The following is a 14,778-nucleotide window of genomic DNA, read 5'->3' on the forward strand; positions in this document are numbered from 1 at the left end:
TCGGCGGTATCCGTGACATGGGCGGTATCCCGGACGTGATGTTCGTGATCGACGCTAACAAGGAAGAGCTGGCGATCAAGGAAGCCAACGTTCTTGGCATCCCTGTCGTCGCGATCCTCGATTCGAACGTTTCGCCCGATGGCATCGCGTTCCCGGTTCCGGCGAACGATGACGCAAGCCGCGCCATCCGCCTTTACTGCGATGCCGTGGCCGCTGCGGCGACCAAGGGTGGTCGTCAGGCTGCCATTGCTTCGGGCGCTGACCTGGGTGCGATGGACGAGCCGCTGGCTGAAGAAGCCGCGGAAGCCTGATCGCACAATTCGCGTGACGGTTATGCTCATTGGGGCTGACCGTCACCGAACTGTCCCGGATGCGATTTACGGGCCGCGGCAGTGCTGCGGCCTTCCCGTTTCAAGATAAAGGATCAACGCAATGGCTTATACTGCCGCTGACGTGAAGAACCTGCGCGAGCGCACTGGCGCCGGCATGATGGACTGCAAGAAGGCTCTCGACGAAGCCGGTGGCGATTTCGAAGCTGCGGTTGACGCACTGCGCGCCAAGGGTCTTGCCGCTGCTGCCAAGAAGTCGAGCCGCACGGCTGCAGAAGGTCTTGTCGGCATTACCGTTTCGGGCACCAAGGGCGTCGCGCTCGAAGTGAACTCGGAAACCGATTTCGTTGCCAAGAACGACCAGTTCCAGGACTTCGTGCGCAAGGCGACCGAAGTTGCGCTGAACACCGGCGTCGCCGAAGTCGAAGCGCTCAAGGCTGCTGCCTATCCCGATGGCGGCACCGTTTCGGACAAACTGACCAACAACGTTGCGACCATCGGCGAGAACCAGCAGCTGCGCCGCATCAAGCACGTCGAAGTCGCCAATGGCGTCGTCGTGCCCTACATGCACAACGCTGCTGCGCCGAACCTCGGCAAGATCGGCGTGCTCGTCGCGCTCGAATCGGAAGCCGCTGCTGACAAGCTCGAAGCATTGGGCAAGCAGATTGCGATGCACATCGCTGCTGCTTTCCCGCTGGCGCTCAACGCCGATGATCTCGACGCCGACCTGATTGCGCGCGAGCGCAAGATCGCGGCTGAAAAGGCGGCTGAAAGCGGCAAGCCCGCCGAAGTTCAGGCCAAGATGGTCGATGGCGCCGTGGCAAAGTATGCCAAGGAAAACGCGCTGCTTTCGCAGATCTTCGTGATGGACAACAAGTCCACCATCCAGCAGGTCGTCGATGCCGCTGGCAAGGAAGCTGGCGCGAAGGTCGTCCTCAAGGATTACGTCCGCTTCCAGCTCGGCGAAGGCATCGAGAAGGAAGAAACCGACTTTGCTGCCGAAGTGGCTGCTGCTGCCGGCATCAAGTAAGGCTGACTTCAACGATCCCCGCATGGGCGGGCTGGCACTGCTGGCCCGTCGGTGCGGGGATTGTTATGTCTGCGCCCTTGGCAGGTCCCTTCATGGGGCTATAAGGGCGGCCAATCCCCATCTGTCACGAGTGCGTCCACCTTATGAGCGTCCCTACCTACAAGCGCATCCTCCTGAAGCTTTCGGGCGAAGTGCTGATGGGGGAACAGCAGTTCGGGATCGATACTGACTATGTGGCCCGCGTCGCACAGGAAGTGAAAGACGTCCGCGATTCCGGTCTTCAGGTTTGCCTGGTGATCGGCGGCGGGAATATCTTTCGTGGCATGGCGGGCGCGGCCAAGGGCATGGACCGGGCGCAGGCCGATTATATGGGGATGCTCGCCACGGTGATGAACGCGCTGGCGATGCAAAATGCGCTGGAGCAAATCGGTGTGCCCACACGCGTGCAGTCTGCGGTGCAGATGGATCAGGTCTGCGAACCGGTGATCCGTCGCCGCGCAGAACGGCATCTTGAAAAAGGGCGCATCGTGATTTTCGCGGCCGGTGTCGGCGCCCCGTATTTTACTACCGATTCAGGTGCTGCGCTGCGCGCCGCCGAAATGAAATGCGATGCACTGCTCAAGGGCACCAGTGTGGATGGTGTCTATGATGCCGATCCCAAAAAGGATGCCACGGCAAAGCGTTATGAAACCGTGGATTACGACACGGTTCTGGCAGACAATCTGAAAGTTATGGATGCCAGTGCGGTTGCGCTGTGCCGTGACAACAACATTCCGATCGTCGTCTTCTCGATCCGCGAACGGGGCAATCTTGCCCAAGTGCTGTCGGGCGAGGGGACGCAGACCATTGTGAAGAAGCCAAAGTGATAAAGGACGCCTGACATGGCCAAGTACGACAAGGCTGATCTTGAGCGCCGCATGAAGGGCGCCGTGGAATCGCTCAAGGGTGATCTCTCCGGCCTGCGCACGGGGCGCGCCAACACTGCGCTGCTCGATCCGATCACGGTCGAAGTCTATGGCAGCCATATGCCGCTTGCGCAGGTCGCCACCGTTTCGGCCCCGGAACCGCGCCTGCTTTCGGTACAGGTGTGGGACAAGTCTAACGTGACCCCCGTGGAAAAGGCGATCCGCTCTGCAGGGCTGGGTCTGAACCCGATCAACGATGGCAATACCCTGCGCTTGCCGATCCCGGATCTGACCGAGGAACGCCGCAAGGAATTGGCCAAACTGGCCAGCAAGTATGCTGAAAACGCCCGCATCGCTATCCGCAACGTGCGCCGCGATGGTATGGACGCGCTGAAGGCGGACGAGAACAAGAAGGAAATCTCGGAAGACGAGCGCAAGCGTGCCGAGACGGATCTGCAGAAGCTGACCGACGAAGTAATCAAGCAGGCCGATGACGCGGCTGCGGCCAAGGAAAAGGAAATCCTCGGCAAGTGACAGCCGTCCCCGCCTCGAATGGTGGTGGTGCGGCCTGCGGTGCGCGGCACGTTGCCATTATCATGGATGGCAATGGCCGTTGGGCCAAGAAGCGCCTGATGCCGCGCGCCTTCGGGCACAAGCGCGGGGTGGAAACCGTGCGCGAAATTACCCGCGCAGCCAGGGACATGGGACTTGAAGCTCTGACGCTCTATGCGTTCTCGTCAGAGAACTGGAAGCGTCCCGCAGACGAGATTGCGGATCTGATGGGGCTGTTGCGGACCTTCATCCGCAACGATCTCGAAGAATTTGTCGCCAACAATACCCGACTTCGTATTATCGGCGATTATCATGCACTTGCGCCCGATATCGTGGAGATGATCGAAAACGCGATGGCGCGGACCGCGCACAACAGCGGCACCACGCTTGCCATTGCGCTGAACTATGGATCGCAACAGGAAATCGCACGGGCTGCGGCGAAGGCTGCGGCGAAGGGCGATATCACGGCCGAAGCGATCGAGGCGGAACTCGATACTGCCGATCTGCCACCGCTCGATCTGCTGATCCGCACATCGGGCGAAGTGCGCCTGTCCAATTTCCTGCTGTGGCAGGCGGCCTATGCCGAGATGTGGTTTACCGATGTGCTCTGGCCCGACTTTACATCGGCCCATCTGCGCGATGCGCTGGACCAGTTTGCCGCTCGTGACAGGCGCTTCGGTGGACGTTGACCCCATCGTTTCGGCTGCCGAGCCAGCCCCGCCGAAAAACGCGGATTTGCCGGTGCGCGTTGCTTCCGCAGTCGTCATGCTGGTTATTGCAGGCGTGGCCTTTTGGGCCGGGGGAGTTGCGCTCGATCTTTTCGTGGCTGCGGTGGCATTCGGGGTCTTCGTCGAATACGTTCTGCTTGCCAGCAAGATTGCCGAAAACCCGGCCCGGCTCGGGTCGATGGTCATCGCCGGTGCGATTTACATCGGTTGGGCGGGCCTTGCACTGGCGGTCATGCCTGAGCCATTAATGATTGCGGTGCTTGGCCTTGTCATCTGCACGGATACCGGGGCTTACTTTACCGGGCGTTCGCTGGGCGGACCAAAGATCGCGCCACGCATCAGCCCATCGAAAACCTGGTCCGGTTTGCTGGGCGGAATGGCGGCAGCGGGCATATGGGCGGCGCTTGTCGTTCTGTCGGCAAGCTACCTGATCTCCACGATGGGGCCTACCGGACCAAGCATTGCCGCAGCGCTCGAAACTGCGAATATCGGCATGGCCGCGCTCGCAGGTGCGTTTCTGGCCGTTTTTGCCCAAGCAGGTGACTTTTATGAATCCTGGCTCAAAAGGCGTGCGGGCGTGAAGGATTCATCGCGTTTGATCCCAGGGCACGGTGGTTTGTTCGATCGCGTCGATGGACTTCTGCCCGTGGCGATTATTGCCGGGACAGCGTGGGCTGCAACGCAGGCGGGCCTGTGAGATGACGCGCACGATATCTATCCTTGGCGCGACTGGCTCCATCGGCACCTCCACGCTCGATCTGATCCGCCGCAACCGTGAAGATTGGCGCGTGGTCGCGCTCACCGCGAACGCCGATGTGGCAGGACTGGCAAGACTCGCGCGTGAGTTTGGCGCGGAAGTGGCTGTAGTTGCTGACGAGGCTGCGCTGCCTGATTTGCGAGAAGCGCTCGCCGGAACGGGCATTCAGGCAGCCGCAGGCGCTGCGGCACTGGTCGAAGCGGCAGCAAGGGGCGCTGATGTCACTGTTGCGGCCATTGTCGGCTGTGCAGGTCTTGCCCCAACGATGGCGGCAATCGAGCAGGGCGGCGTGATCGCGCTGGCCAACAAGGAAGCGCTGGTTTCTGCAGGCGACGTTATGACCGCAGCGGTCGCGCGTCATGGTGCAACGCTGTTACCGGTGGATTCCGAACACAACGCGATATTCCAGTGCCTTCAGGGCAACGATCTTGCCCATGTCCGGTCGATCACGCTGACGGCCAGCGGCGGACCATTCCGCGACTGGACGCTGGAGCAACTGGGCAAGGCCACTCCGGCAGAGGCGGTGAAGCATCCGAACTGGTCGATGGGCGCCAAGATCAGCGTCGATTCGGCCACGATGATGAACAAGGGCCTCGAATTTATCGAGGCCTTCCATCTGTTTCCGGTGGGAGCAGAGCGCCTGCGCGTTATCGTTCACCCGCAGTCTATCGTTCATTCGATGGTCGAATATCGCGACGGGTCCACGCTGGCGCAATTGGGACCTTCCGACATGCGCGTGCCGATTGCGTCGGCACTGGCCTGGCCTGCACGGATGGATACGCCGTGCGATCCGCTCGATCTGGCGGCGATTGGCGAACTGACATTCCGCGCACCCGATGAAGTGCGTTTTCCCGCCACGCGTCTTGCCCGAAACGCTGTGATGGAAGGCGGGGCAGTGCCCGCCACCCTGAATGCGGCCAATGAGATTGCGGTTGCCGCTTTCCTTGATGGTCAGATTTCGTTCACCCGCATCGTGCAATCTGTCGAGGATGTGCTTTCGCATGGTGTTCCTGTGGCCCCGACCTGCCTTGATGACGTTATCGCAATCGATGCCGAGGCGCGTGCGCGGGCCAATGAATTGTTGGGCCAGAAACGGCCTTTGGAGCGCGTGAACTGATGGAACGTGTTTGCCGATGACACCGTTGGAAAGCCCCGGAATCCTCACCACCGTGCTGGCCTTTCTGCTGGTGCTGGGACCGTTGGTGTTCATTCACGAACTGGGCCACTACCTCGTCGGGCGCTGGTTTGGCGTGAAGGCTGATGTTTTCTCAATCGGTTTTGGCAAGGAACTGCTGGGCTGGACCGACAAACGCGGCACCCGCTGGAAGCTCTCCGCGTTGCCGCTCGGTGGCTATGTGCAGTTTGCGGGCGACATGAACCCGGCCAGCCAGCCCAGCCCGGATTGGCTGGCACTCCCTGCTGAAGAGCGCAATCGGACGTTTCAAGCCAAGCCGCTGTGGCAGCGATCGCTGATCGTGCTGGCAGGCCCGGTTACCAACCTGCTGTTTGCCGTGCTCATCCTTGCAGGTTTCACGCTTGGCTATGGCAAAGTCGTTGTCCCGCCGGTTGTGGGTGAAATCCAGTCTGGTTCTGCTGCGGATCGTGGCGGGCTGGAACTGGGCGATCGCATCGTTTCGATCCGGGGCAAGGCGGTGGATTCGTTCCTCGATGTCCGGCTCGAAGTCGGCCAGAACCCCGGTGAACCGCTTGATCTTGTGGTGCTGCGCGATACCCGTCAGGTAGAACTGGATGTGCGCGCTGCGGTGAAGGTTGAAAGCGACCGTTTCGGCAACACGCAGAAGATCGGTTTCCTCGGCATCGGTCCCAAATCGTTCGAGATCGTGCGCGTTGGTCCTGTCGATGCGGTGGTCGAAGGCGTGAAGCAGACCGGCAGCATCATCACGATGATGGTCAACGGTATTGGCCAGATCATATCGGGCAAGCGCGAGGTCAAGGAGCTCGGCGGGCCGATCAAGATCGCCAAATATTCGGGTGAGCAGCTCGTTTCAGGTTGGCAGTCTTTTGTCGGTTTCGTTGCCCTGATTTCGATTAACTTGGGGTTCATTAACCTCCTGCCAATCCCGGTTCTCGACGGTGGTCATCTGGCTTTCTACGCGGCGGAAGCTGTTCGGAAGAAGCCGATTGGCCAGCGTGGGCAGGAGTGGGCTTTCCGCACCGGTCTGGCGTTCGTCATGGCACTGATGCTCTTCGTCACGATCAATGATGTGGCGTCGCTCAAGGTGTTTGGAGGGTAATCATTGTTTCGTGTCCCCGGTGCGGGGGAGTTTGGTCTGCAAGGGGTGGCAGCCGAAATCGTGCACGGAATGTCTTTTACACAGAATTGCGGGGCAATGTTTGCTTGATTGGCCTTGTTGCATCGGGCAGAGGGCTGCATTGCTTGCCGTGGCTGGATATCCTCGCGGGCGTCCAGCTGCCATTTAGTACGGGATAGCGCTTGGTGATGATTGGACGGAACGCGGCTCGGGCAGGCAAGATGACCCCGCTCGGAGCAGCATTGCTCGCAACCACCGGACTTGTCGCAGTCCCGCAGGGGGCCTTTGCGCAAGCCGCAGCGGCGCAGCAATCGGCAGCAGCCACACCAGCGCCAGCTTCGGCACCCGCAGGTGACGTGATCCGCAATGTGACGGTGCAGGGGTCGCAGCGCCTCGAACCTGATACGATCCTGTCCTACATCCGGCTGCGCCCCGGTCAGACCTATACGCAGGCTCTGGGCGATCAGGCCCTGAAAGACCTCTACGCGACCGAACTGTTCGCCGACGTCTCTATCCGCAACAACGGCGGTGACGTGGTGGTTCAGGTCAAGGAAAACCCGGTCATCAACCGCATCATCCTTGAAGGCAACAAGCGCCTCAAGGAAGACAAGATCCTTCCTGAAATCAAGTTGGCAGCGCGCCAGATTTTCACCCGCTCGAAAGTCCGCGCCGATGTTGCCCGCATCATCGAACTGTACAAGCGTCAGGGTCGCTTTGCCGCCACGGTCGAACCGAAGATGGTCATGCTTGACCAGAATCGCGTCGATATCGTGTTCGAAATCAGCGAAGGTCCGAAGTCCAAGGTCCGCCAGATCAACATCATCGGCAACGAAAAGTTCTCCGATGGTGATCTGCGCGGCCAGATGGTAACCAAGCAGGCGCGTTTCTTCCGTCTGTTCTCCAGCGGCACCAGCTATGACCCTGATCGCCTCGCGTTCGACCAGCAGAAGCTGCGTCAGTACTATCTGACCGAAGGCTATGCCGATTTCCGCGTCGTCTCCGCCGTGGCCGAACTCACGCCGGACAAGCGCGATTTCATCATCACTTACGTTGTCGAAGAAGGCGATCGCTACAAGTTCGGCGATGTGAAGGTCGACAGCCAGCTGCGCGATTTCGACAGCGAGAAGCTGGCCGCCAACCTGCCGATCAAGAAGGACGCCTGGTACAACGCCAAGATGGTCGAAGATCAGGTCGATTCGCTCACCGAAACGGCGGGCGCGTTCGGCTATGCCTTCGCCGACGTGCGCCCCGATTTTTCGCGCAGCAAGGAAGACCTCACGATGTCGGTCACCTTCCGCATTGCGGAAGCGCCGCGCACCTATGTGGAACGGGTCGATGTTAACGGCAACACGCTGACGCAGGACAAGGTGATCCGCCGCGAGTTCCGTATCGCCGAAGGGGACGCTTTCAACACCTTCCAGATCAAGCGGTCGACCAACCGCATCAAATCGCTCGGCTACTTCCAGGAGAAGTTCGACGTCGAGCAGAAGCCGGGCAGCGCGCCCGATCGCATCATCCTCGAAGCCAACGTCGAGGAAAAGCCCACCGGCGAACTGCAGCTTTCGGCCGGTTTCTCCAGCCTTGAGAGCTTCATTTTCCAGGGGTCGATCCGTCAGAACAACTTCCGTGGCCGCGGCCAGACGATCGGTCTCTCGGTCGATTATTCGCGCTATACCCGGTCGGTGCAGGTCAGCTTCACCGAGCCTTACCTGTTCGACAAGAACATCTCGTTCGGCATGGACGTCTATCGCCGCGATCTGAACAGCTTCAACTTTACCAACCAGAACCGCAACACGACCTACAAGCAGGCAACGACCGGTTTCTCGGCGCGTGTTGGCGTTCCACTCACCGAATACATGTCGCTGATCGGGCGCTATACGTTCAACATCGACGATGTGACGCTTGATCGTGATACGTTCTTCATCAACGGCCAGTGCAGCAGCCTTCTGGCTGGTCGCTATCTGTGCGACGCCATTGGTAAGCGCACGAGTTCGATCCTCGGGGCCTCGCTGGTTTATGATACGCTCGACAATCGCGTTCGCCCGACGCGCGGCAATCAGCTGATCGTCGGCGCGGATTTCGCTGGGCTGGGTGGTTCGGTGAAGTATGCGCGCGTTACCGCCAACGCCGCCAAGTTCTGGCCGGTAGGCGGCGGTTTCATTTTCTCGGTCCGGGCCGAAGGTGGTGCGATCAAGCCGCTGGCCAGCCGCTCCAGCGATCCGACGGTTGATGACGTTTACCTGACCGACCGCTTCTTCCTGGGCGAGCCGCAGATCCGTGGCTTCGACATTCGCGGCGTCGGTCCGCGCGTGCTGCGCAAGTTCTTTGTCGACAGCGACAACAACGGGACGCTGGATACCGTGTCGAATGACCGCAACCAGTGGGTCGATGACGCACTGGGTGGCCGCTACTACTATCTGGCCCGCGCAGAACTGGAAATCCCGTTGGGTTCCGGGGCGCGCGAACTTGGCCTGCGTCCATCGATCTACGTCGATGCTGGCGCCGTATTCGGCGTTTCGAATCCGTTGGTGCAGAACGTCGTGTCGAACTGCCCGGCGACCGTTCCTGCCGGGGCGACCTGTTCGTATACGGGCACCGATGGCCGTCTCACCAGTTCGCGTTTCAATGCCGATGGCAGCGAAAACACGTTGGCTCAGGCCTTCCGCGAAGAGTATGTTGGCAACACACCGTCGCCGCGCGTTTCGGTCGGTATCGGCGTGAACTGGAACTCGCCGTTCGGCCCCTTCCGTCTCGATTTCGCCCGTGTCCTCAAGAAGGCCAACGGCGACGACCCCAAGACTTTCACTTTCAACGTGGGAACACAGTTCTGATGACCATTCGTTACGCTTCCGCGCTGCTCGCAGGCCTCGCTCTTGCCGCCGTTTCGCCGACCGTTGCTTCGGCACAGGCTGCCGTACAGGGCATCGCCATTGCCAATCCTTCGGCTGTCGTCGCCGCTTCGTCTGCTTACCAGACCGCGCAGACGCAGCGCCCCACCACTTACAAGCCGCAGATCGATCAGGCCAATGCGCGCAAGACCCAGATCGAAGCGCAGCTCAAGCCGCTGATCGACAAGCTGCAGGCCGATTCGAAGGCTGCCAACCCGAACCGCGCCGCGCTGCAGCAGCAGTATGAGCAGATTCAGGGTATCGAGCAGGCCGGGCAGGCCGAAATCCAGAAGATTCTCGAACCGCTGAATCTTTCGCAGCAGTATGTTCTTGAGCAGATCGGCGACAAGCTGGACGCTGCCACGCAGGCCGCGATGGACAAGAAGAAGATTTCGCTCGTTCTTGATTCGCAGAGCGTGATCAAGGCAGGTCAGGCCTACAACCTCAATCAGGACATTCTGGCCGAACTTAACAAGCAGATCCCTTCAGCCCAGCTCGTTCCGCCCGCTGGCTGGATGCCGCGTGCGCAGCGTGAACAGCAGCAGGCTGCGCAGGCGCAGGCTGCACAGCCCGCAGCCGGTGCGAAGGCTCCCGAAGGCCGTTGAGGCCTGACGGACAGCAGAGCGGGGCAGGGAAATGACCGAAGAAACGGCACAGGCCGTGATCACAGACTACGACGTGCGCAAGGTGATGGCGGCGCTGCCGCATCGCTATCCCCTGCTGCTGGTTGATCGCGTCGAATCGATCACGCTGAACGAGCGCATCCATGCGGTGAAAGCCGTGTCGATGAACGAGCAGTTCTTCCAAGGGCATTTCCCCGGCCGCCCCATCATGCCCGGCGTCCTCCAGATCGAGGCACTGGCGCAAGCTGCGGGCGTTCTCGCGGTGGAATCGCTGGGCCTCGCGGGATCGGGCAAGCTGGTCTATTTCATGGCGATTGAGGAAGCGAAGTTCCGCAATCCCGTGGAACCCGGCGTCCTGCTCGATCTGCACGTCGAATTTACGCAGAAGCGTTCGCGCGTTTGCAAGTTCGCCGGTAAAGCCATGATTGGCGACAAGGTGACCTGCGAGGTCAGCTTCACGGCAATGATTGCAGACGCCTGATTGAAGTTTCGCGCTGCGCCCCCGCGAAGGCGGGGTCCTCAGTCGTGTTACGCTAGCCCAGTCAGGAAACACCGAGGTTCCCGCCTTCGCGAGGACGCCAAGCGGCCAAATGCGGACCAGTTGCACTTAACACCAAATCCCGCTAATGGCCCGCCCTTACAGATTCTAGCAGCCGGTCGGAACCGGTTGCGCACCGGAGCACTAACCCATGAAGACTGGCATTCACCCCGACTATCACATGATCAAGGTGCAGATGACCGACGGCACCGTTTTCGAGACTCGCTCCACCTGGGGCAAGGAAGGCGATACGCTTGCTCTCGAAATCGATCCGACGTCGCACCCGGCATGGACCGGCGGTACGCGCCAGCTTGATCAGGGTGGCCGCGTTGCCCAGTTCAACAAGCGTTTCGGCGGTCTTTCGCTCAAGCGCTAAGAGTATCGCCCTTTTGGGCGAAACTGCTGATTACAGGGAAGGGCAGCTTCGGCTGCCCTTTTCTTTTGCGTGAAACATGCGTGTTGCTGCATTGCTATCCCCGATAGCTGTCTTAAAGAACGTGACATGACACTGACCAATTCCCTCGAGAGCCGCCTCGGCTATCAGCTTCGCCGGGCGTCGGCTGTCATGATGGCGGATCTGTCGCGCGAACTGTCCGATCTCGAACTGCGTCCCGCCGAAGTGACCACACTGCTGGTCATTGCGGAGAATCCCGATTGTTCGCAGACCGAAGTGGGGCACGCATTGGCGATCAAGCGCGCCAACATGGTGCCGATCATTTCGCGCCTGATGGAGCGCGGCCTTGTTGACCGGCGCCGTCTTGATGGCCGCAGCCATGCGCTGACCCTGACGGACGAAGGGCGCAAGATGGCTGACGATGCGGTTGCACGGATCGAACGGCACGAAAGCCGTTTTACCGAACTGCTTGGTTCCGCCGATGCCGAAGTGCTGTTTCGCAGTCTGCCCGTGATCCGTGCCGCGCGCGAAGGCGAAGCCGAGGACTGACGGTCAAGTCCACGGCTTTTCGCGATACCACTTGGTAATCACGTATTTCAGCCCCTTGCGGACTTTCATCGCGTGATGAAGCGTGCAGGGATTGCCACTGCCATCCGGCCTGCGATTGTTCCAGCAGACCAGCTTGCCGCGTTCGGGCTGGATCGTCTTGTCGATTACCTTGAACCGTGTTGCGCCGCCGACTTCCACATCGTTGAGATAGACCATGAAGGTCCACGTCCGCTGCCCTGCCACGCTGCAGAATCGTTCGAAGTCCGCCCCGCCGGGATCGAAATAGTCCGTATGCGGTTTGAACTCCTGCCCTACCTCGTACCGCTGACCCTGAATGGGTTCGCCAAACTGCCGGGCGATTCCCGCAAGCGCCGATAGCTTCTGATCCAGCGCTACGATGTCCGGCTCATCCATCGGCAGGTCGCACGTCTCGCTGGTGCGGAAATAGTGGTCACCGTCTGCGTCCGCCAGCGTCGATGGCCGCCGGTCCCGGTCGATCCGCGCGATCAGGGCATCACATTCGGCCTCGGAAAGAAAATCGCGCAGGACGAACATTTCCAGCCGCGGCGAGGGAACACGCATCATGCCCGGCACCGAAATCAGCCGCTCGGCAGAGGATTCATTGGAGAGGATCGTCATTGCGCGATCCCTAACGCAGCCACGCAGCGCGCCGCAACTTGAACCTGCTGGCATGTTGGTCGTAAAACCGTCACGTTTCTGCCGCATCTGAGGCTCCATGTCCCGCCCTGCCGCCCATCCACTGCCGCGCAACGGCTTCTCGCTGGTCGAGGTGCTGGTCGTGCTCATGGTCATGGGGTTGCTTGCAACAGTGGCCGTGCTCACCATGCCCGGCGACGAGCGCAAATTGCGCGACGAGGCGGAACGCTTCGCCGCCCGCACGCTGGCCGCGCGGGACGAGGCGATTATCGGCGCGCGTCCGATATCGTTGGTGGTCAGCGAGCGTGGCTATTACTTCGAGCGTCGCCTTCAGGGGCAGTGGCAGCCGCTGCCGGGCAAAGGCTTCGATCTCATGGGCTGGGCAGAGGGCACCACGGCCAGTGCGGGCCGCCAGCGTCTGGTGTTCGATTCGCTCGGTCTTGCCAGCAGCGATGCGGTCGTCAGCCTTACCCGCGATGGCAGCACGCTGGTTATTCATCTCCGCCGCGATGGCAAGGTCACGCTCGATGCGGGTTGAGAAGAATGGCTTCACCCTGCTCGAACTGCTTGTCGCGCTGGCGGTATTTGCCATCGCTGCCCTGGCGCTCCTGCAGATGGAAGGCGCAAGCATTGCCCGCACCGCCGATCTTGACCAACGCCTGTTGCGGGAAATCGTGGCACAGAACATGGCCGCCGAAATCCTCACCGACCCTGCGCCACCGCCAGTAGGCAGCGCCAGCGGTTCGATCGAAAACGCGGGCCGCCGCTTTCAGTGGACACGCAACGTGGCGAATCAGGCGGACTACGGCGTGCTGGCCATCACGCTCTCGGTGCGCGAAACCACGCCGGGCGCGCAGAGCCAGGCCTTCACGCTCGATTTCACGCGGCTTCCCGGCGCATGAGCAAAAAGCCCAAGCCCAACGGTTTCACGCTGGTTGAAATGCTCGTGGCACTCGTGCTTTTCGCGGTGATCGCGGTTGGCGCGCTTGGCCTCCTGCGCTTTTCTGTCGACGCCGAACTTGCGAGCCGGTCCAAGACCGATAGCATTGCCGCACAGCGCCGGTTCCTTTCGGTTTGGACTGCCGATCTTGCCCAAGCCGTCCCGCGGCCTTCACGCGATACATCCGGCACACCCCGCCCCGCATTCGAGGCCAATACCGATGGCATGGTCATCCGCTTCACCCGCAGCGGTTGGGATAATCTTGACGGTGCGCCGCGCCCCGGTCTGCAGAAGGTGGAGTACCGCATTACCCCCACCGCGCTGGTCCGCGCAGGCTACCCCTATCCCGATGGGGCTGCGGCTGATGCCCCAAGCGAAGTCCTTCCGCTCACCGCTCCGCCCACCGTCCGCTTCCGCACCAAGGACGGCAATTGGCGCGACCGGTGGGAGCCGCAACTCACCACCGAGCTTCCCGTCGCGATCGAATTGCTGATCCCGCAAAAGGGCGTAGCGCCGCTGCGCATCGTGTCTCTGGTCGGGGTCAACTACCAGTGAACCCGCACGATCCGAAGGAACGCGGCGCTGCGCTGCTATCAGTGCTACTGCTGGTGGCCGTCATGGCCGTGATTGCGGCGGTCATGCTTGATCGTTTGAATCTCGCCGCACGGCTTGCGGGCAATGGACAGGCGATGACGCAGGCCCGGCTCTATGCCACGAGTGCGGAAACGCTGGCGATGGCGCGCATCCGGGCACTCGTCGATCAATCGCAGGAACGCACTGTGGATCGCACCGGGCTTCTTGGCCGTGAATTTCCGCTGCCACTCCCCCGTGGGACCGTAATGGCGCAAGTGGACGACGCTGGAAACTGCTTCAATCTCAATTCGCTGGTCGAACAGGACGCGCAGGGTACCAATCGCTTGCGCCTTGTCGGCCTGAACCAGTTGCGCGCGCTGATGCGCAGTCTTGCCATTCCCGAAGCCGAAGCGGCGATCATGAGCGATTCGATTGCCGATTGGATCGATAGTGACAGCACGCCCGCGCCCAATGGGGCAGAGGACAATTCCTATCAGGGCCATACCGTGCCCTATCGCACCGCTGGCCGCCTGATTGGTGACGTCAGCGAGATTCGCGCCGTGCGCGGCATGACGCCGCAGTTCTATGAACGCCTGCGTCCGTGGCTCTGTGCGCTTCCGGCTGCACAGCTTTCGCCAATCAACGTCAACACGCTGCGCCCTGATCAGGCCCCGCTCCTCGCGATGATCGCGCCCACTGCGATTCCCGCCGATCGCGCTCGCGCCCTTCTGGCAAGCCGTCCAGCGCTCGGCTGGGCCAAAGCAGAAGATGCTTTACGCGGGTTGGGCGGTGGGGAAGGGGCGGGCATTCCTGCTGGCCAGTTGCAGGTGTGCAGCCGCTGGTTCCTGCTGACTCAGACCGTCACGGTCGATTCGGCTGTGCTCGAAGAGCAGGCGCTGATCGATGTCGGCCTCAACCCGCCGCGCGTGGCTTTCCGCACATGGGGCGACAGGTTCAGTCGATAAATACCTTTTGTGGCAAATTTCCGCTTCCCTTTCCCGCGCCTTTCTGCAAAGGGGCCAGCCCGCGCAGAGTGATCTGT

General features: G+C 61.0%; 18 protein-coding genes. 17 read left to right on the forward strand and 1 reads right to left on the reverse strand.

What is annotated here, in order from left to right; translation table 11 throughout:
* The 13 genes from rpsB to ACOVQ0_RS03635 form a co-directional block, all read left to right on the forward strand.
* Positions 1 to 311 (forward strand): 30S ribosomal protein S2 (gene rpsB / locus ACOVQ0_RS03575; RefSeq protein ID WP_421880253.1); only part of this gene is annotated, 311 nt, incomplete at its 5' end.
* Positions 312 to 432: 121 nt separating this feature from the next.
* Positions 433 to 1,359, forward strand: coding sequence for a translation elongation factor Ts (tsf, locus tag ACOVQ0_RS03580; protein WP_421880255.1), 927 nt, complete (start codon positions 433 to 435; stop codon positions 1,357 to 1,359).
* A gap of 143 nt (positions 1,360 to 1,502) precedes the next feature.
* Entirely contained in the window at positions 1,503 to 2,225 is a 723-nt protein-coding gene (gene pyrH, locus ACOVQ0_RS03585; RefSeq protein WP_421880257.1) for a UMP kinase, read from the forward strand.
* Positions 2,226 to 2,240: 15 nt separating this feature from the next.
* Entirely contained in the window at positions 2,241 to 2,798 is a 558-nt protein-coding gene (gene frr / locus ACOVQ0_RS03590) for a ribosome recycling factor (protein ID WP_421880259.1), read from the forward strand.
* A gap of 62 nt (positions 2,799 to 2,860) precedes the next feature.
* Entirely contained in the window at positions 2,861 to 3,505 is a 645-nt protein-coding gene (uppS, locus tag ACOVQ0_RS03595) for a polyprenyl diphosphate synthase (RefSeq protein WP_421880323.1), read from the forward strand.
* On the forward strand, positions 3,495 to 4,241 hold the full coding sequence (locus tag ACOVQ0_RS03600; RefSeq protein WP_421880261.1) for a phosphatidate cytidylyltransferase: 747 nt from the start codon (positions 3,495 to 3,497) through the stop codon (positions 4,239 to 4,241). Before uppS ends, ACOVQ0_RS03600 begins: the two co-directional genes overlap by 11 nt.
* Before the next feature lies 1 nt (position 4,242).
* Complete coding sequence (locus tag ACOVQ0_RS03605; protein ID WP_421880263.1) at positions 4,243 to 5,418, forward strand: 1-deoxy-D-xylulose-5-phosphate reductoisomerase; 1,176 nt, start codon at positions 4,243 to 4,245, stop codon at positions 5,416 to 5,418.
* 16 nt (positions 5,419 to 5,434) lie between these two features.
* Positions 5,435 to 6,556, forward strand: coding sequence for an RIP metalloprotease RseP (gene rseP / locus ACOVQ0_RS03610; RefSeq protein WP_421880265.1), 1,122 nt, complete (start codon positions 5,435 to 5,437; stop codon positions 6,554 to 6,556).
* A gap of 239 nt (positions 6,557 to 6,795) precedes the next feature.
* Positions 6,796 to 9,405 carry an outer membrane protein assembly factor BamA gene (bamA, locus tag ACOVQ0_RS03615; protein ID WP_421880267.1) on the forward strand — a complete coding sequence of 870 codons (2,610 nt, stop codon included), beginning with the start codon at positions 6,796 to 6,798 and terminating at the stop codon, positions 9,403 to 9,405.
* The gene (locus ACOVQ0_RS03620) at positions 9,405 to 10,067 is read left to right on the forward strand and encodes an OmpH family outer membrane protein (RefSeq protein WP_421880269.1); all 663 of its coding nucleotides are present in this window, start codon (positions 9,405 to 9,407) and stop codon (positions 10,065 to 10,067) included. The genes bamA and ACOVQ0_RS03620 overlap by 1 nt, the downstream gene beginning before the upstream one ends.
* A gap of 31 nt (positions 10,068 to 10,098) precedes the next feature.
* Entirely contained in the window at positions 10,099 to 10,566 is a 468-nt protein-coding gene (gene fabZ, locus ACOVQ0_RS03625) for a 3-hydroxyacyl-ACP dehydratase FabZ (RefSeq protein ID WP_421880271.1), read from the forward strand.
* 208 nt (positions 10,567 to 10,774) lie between these two features.
* Entirely contained in the window at positions 10,775 to 10,999 is a 225-nt protein-coding gene (gene rpmE, locus ACOVQ0_RS03630; RefSeq protein ID WP_039337458.1) for a 50S ribosomal protein L31, read from the forward strand.
* Between the two features lie 126 nt (positions 11,000 to 11,125).
* Positions 11,126 to 11,566: a MarR family winged helix-turn-helix transcriptional regulator gene (locus ACOVQ0_RS03635; protein WP_421880273.1), complete on the forward strand. Its 441-nt coding sequence runs from the start codon at positions 11,126 to 11,128 to the stop codon at positions 11,564 to 11,566.
* Between the two features lie 3 nt (positions 11,567 to 11,569).
* Here ACOVQ0_RS03635 and ACOVQ0_RS03640 read toward each other — a convergent pair whose 3' ends face one another.
* Complete coding sequence (locus ACOVQ0_RS03640) at positions 11,570 to 12,205, reverse strand: prolyl hydroxylase family protein (RefSeq protein WP_421880275.1); 636 nt, start codon at positions 12,203 to 12,205, stop codon at positions 11,570 to 11,572.
* A gap of 97 nt (positions 12,206 to 12,302) precedes the next feature.
* Here ACOVQ0_RS03640 and ACOVQ0_RS03645 point away from each other — a divergent pair, with 97 nt between their 5' ends.
* The 4 genes from ACOVQ0_RS03645 to gspK are packed head-to-tail and all read left to right on the forward strand — an operon-like array spanning position 12,303 to position 14,701.
* Positions 12,303 to 12,761: a GspH/FimT family pseudopilin gene (locus ACOVQ0_RS03645; protein ID WP_421880277.1), complete on the forward strand. Its 459-nt coding sequence runs from the start codon at positions 12,303 to 12,305 to the stop codon at positions 12,759 to 12,761.
* Positions 12,751 to 13,125 (forward strand): type II secretion system minor pseudopilin GspI, encoded by a 375-nt coding sequence (gene gspI / locus ACOVQ0_RS03650; RefSeq protein ID WP_421880279.1) that lies wholly within the window; start codon positions 12,751 to 12,753, stop codon positions 13,123 to 13,125. The genes ACOVQ0_RS03645 and gspI overlap by 11 nt, the downstream gene beginning before the upstream one ends.
* Complete coding sequence (gene gspJ, locus ACOVQ0_RS03655; RefSeq protein ID WP_421880283.1) at positions 13,122 to 13,718, forward strand: type II secretion system minor pseudopilin GspJ; 597 nt, start codon at positions 13,122 to 13,124, stop codon at positions 13,716 to 13,718. Before gspI ends, gspJ begins: the two co-directional genes overlap by 4 nt.
* Positions 13,715 to 14,701, forward strand: coding sequence for a type II secretion system minor pseudopilin GspK (gspK, locus tag ACOVQ0_RS03660; RefSeq protein WP_421880285.1), 987 nt, complete (start codon positions 13,715 to 13,717; stop codon positions 14,699 to 14,701). The genes gspJ and gspK overlap by 4 nt, the downstream gene beginning before the upstream one ends.
* Positions 14,702 to 14,778 lie beyond the last annotated feature (77 nt).

This window comes from Novosphingobium sp. (assembly GCF_049240505.1).
Taxonomy (GTDB): Bacteria; Pseudomonadota; Alphaproteobacteria; order Sphingomonadales; family Sphingomonadaceae; genus Novosphingobium.

Excerpts from the sequence above, each read along its gene's own strand:
- tsf (WP_421880255.1), top strand. The coding sequence starts at position 433 with ATGGCTTATACTGCCGCTGACGTGAAGAACCTGCGCGAGCGCACTGGC.
- pyrH (WP_421880257.1), top strand. The coding sequence starts at position 1,503 with ATGAGCGTCCCTACCTACAAGCGCATCCTCCTGAAGCTTTCGGGCGAA.
- frr (WP_421880259.1), top strand. The coding sequence starts at position 2,241 with ATGGCCAAGTACGACAAGGCTGATCTTGAGCGCCGCATGAAGGGCGCC.
- uppS (WP_421880323.1), top strand. The coding sequence starts at position 2,861 with ATGGATGGCAATGGCCGTTGGGCCAAGAAGCGCCTGATGCCGCGCGCC.
- ACOVQ0_RS03605 (WP_421880263.1), top strand. The coding sequence starts at position 4,243 with ATGACGCGCACGATATCTATCCTTGGCGCGACTGGCTCCATCGGCACC.
- rseP (WP_421880265.1), top strand. The coding sequence starts at position 5,435 with ATGACACCGTTGGAAAGCCCCGGAATCCTCACCACCGTGCTGGCCTTT.
- bamA (WP_421880267.1), top strand. The coding sequence starts at position 6,796 with ATGACCCCGCTCGGAGCAGCATTGCTCGCAACCACCGGACTTGTCGCA.
- ACOVQ0_RS03620 (WP_421880269.1), top strand. The coding sequence starts at position 9,405 with ATGACCATTCGTTACGCTTCCGCGCTGCTCGCAGGCCTCGCTCTTGCC.
- fabZ (WP_421880271.1), top strand. The coding sequence starts at position 10,099 with ATGACCGAAGAAACGGCACAGGCCGTGATCACAGACTACGACGTGCGC.
- rpmE (WP_039337458.1), top strand. The coding sequence starts at position 10,775 with ATGAAGACTGGCATTCACCCCGACTATCACATGATCAAGGTGCAGATG.
- ACOVQ0_RS03635 (WP_421880273.1), top strand. The coding sequence starts at position 11,126 with ATGACACTGACCAATTCCCTCGAGAGCCGCCTCGGCTATCAGCTTCGC.
- ACOVQ0_RS03640 (WP_421880275.1), bottom strand. The coding sequence starts at position 12,205 with ATGACGATCCTCTCCAATGAATCCTCTGCCGAGCGGCTGATTTCGGTG.
- ACOVQ0_RS03645 (WP_421880277.1), top strand. The coding sequence starts at position 12,303 with ATGTCCCGCCCTGCCGCCCATCCACTGCCGCGCAACGGCTTCTCGCTG.
- gspI (WP_421880279.1), top strand. The coding sequence starts at position 12,751 with ATGCGGGTTGAGAAGAATGGCTTCACCCTGCTCGAACTGCTTGTCGCG.
- gspJ (WP_421880283.1), top strand. The coding sequence starts at position 13,122 with ATGAGCAAAAAGCCCAAGCCCAACGGTTTCACGCTGGTTGAAATGCTC.